Genomic DNA, 1,672 nt, shown 5'->3' on the forward strand with positions numbered 1-1,672 from the left:
CCATGGCGGCGGCGCCGCAGGCGTTCGCCGGCTGGTTCGCCGACGGCGACCCGCGCCGCTGCGACCTGGCCAGCAGCGGCCTGCCGCCCGCGCCGGGGCACCCGTTCGGCTTCGACATCCAGGGCTGCGACCTCTACGCCAACGTGGTGTACGGCGCGCGCTCGTCGGTCCTCATCGCGGTGCTCGTCACCGCCGGCATGCTGGTGGTCGCCGTCGTGCTGGGCGGCCTGGCCGGCTACTTCAGAGGCTGGGTGGACGCGCTGATCAGCCGGGTCATGGACGTGTTCTTCGGCTTCCCGGCGCTCGTCGGGATGATCGTCATCCTGCAGACGCTGAGCACGCACAACGAGCTGACCGTCTCGGCGGTCCTCATCCTGTTCGGCTGGCCGGCGCTGGCACGCGTCATGCGCGGATCCGTGCTCGCCACGGCCGGCTGCGAGTACATCGCCGCGGCGCGCGGCGTGGGCGCGGGCACCCCCAGGATCCTGCTCCGCCACGTGCTGCCCAACTCCATCGGCCCGGTCGCCGTGCTCACCGGGCTCAACGTGGGCGGCGTGATCGCCTCCGAGTCGGCGCTCACCTTCCTCGGCGTGGGGCTGCAGACGCCCGCGATCTCCTGGGGCGTGCAGCTCAACACCGCCCAGCAGTACTTCACCTCGGCCCCGCACCTGCTGGTGTTCCCATCCGTGTTCCTGACCGTGACCGTGCTCAGCTTCGTGCTGCTCGGCGACGCGCTCCGCGACGCCTTCGACCCCCGACTGCGCCAGGTGATGTGATGAGCCCCCCGATAGCGCCGGGCGACGCGACGAGCCCGCTGGAGTCCCTGCCCGGCTACGACGCCGCCGCGCCGCCGCTCGCCGTCTCCGGCCTGCACGTCCGCCTCGGCCGCGCCCGGGTGGTCAACGGCGTCGAGTACGCCGTGGAACGCTGCGAGACCCTCGCCGTGCTCGGCGAGTCGGGCAGCGGCAAGAGCGTCACGGCCCGCGCGATCATGGGGCTGGTACGCCCGCCGGTCGGCACGGTCACCGCGGGCACCGCCCGGCTGCGCGGCGTCGACCTGCTCGCCCTGCCCGAGGAGGCCAGGCGGCGGCTGCGCGGCACCACGATCGCCATGGTCTTCCAGGACGCGCTGTGCGCGCTCAACCCCGTGCTCAGCGTCGGCTACCAGATCGCCGAGCTGTTCCGCGCCCACCGCGGACTGTCACGCAGGCAGGCCCACCGGCGGGCCGTGGAGGTGCTCGACCTGGTCCGCATCCCCGCCGCCGAGCGGCGGGCGCGCGACTACCCGCACCAGTTCTCCGGCGGCATGCGCCAGCGCGTCGGCATCGGGCTGGCCATCGCCCTGAACCCCCAGGTGATCATCGCCGACGAGCCGACGACCGCGCTCGACGTGACGGTCCAGGCGCAGATCCTCCGGCTGCTCGGCGAGATCCAGCGCGAGCACGGCACCGCCCTGGTGCTCATCACCCACGACATGGGCGTCGTCGCCGACGTCGCCGACCGGGTCGCCGTCATGTACGCCGGGCGGGTGGTGGAGCAGGGCGGCGCGGCGGAGGTGTACGCCCGGCCCGCCCACCCGTACACCGAGGCGCTGCTTGGCGCCATCCCCCGGCCGAGCCTGCGCGGCCGGCGGCTCGCGGTGATCCCGGGCGCGCCGCCCGACCCGGCCGCC

General features: G+C 74.3%; 2 protein-coding genes. Both read left to right on the top strand.

Annotation, left to right across the window (positions count from 1 at the left end; genetic code table 11):
- Positions 1-776: ABC transporter permease (locus tag DQW85_RS23375; RefSeq protein ID WP_113702237.1), on the top strand; the 776-nt coding region annotated here is incomplete at its 5' end.
- Positions 776-1,672: ABC transporter ATP-binding protein (locus DQW85_RS23380; protein ID WP_162795284.1), on the top strand; the 897-nt coding region annotated here is incomplete at its 3' end. The genes DQW85_RS23375 and DQW85_RS23380, both read left to right, overlap by 1 nt.

Source organism: Nonomuraea lactucae, assembly GCF_003313395.1.
GTDB lineage: Bacteria > Actinomycetota > Actinomycetes > Streptosporangiales > Streptosporangiaceae > Nonomuraea > Nonomuraea lactucae.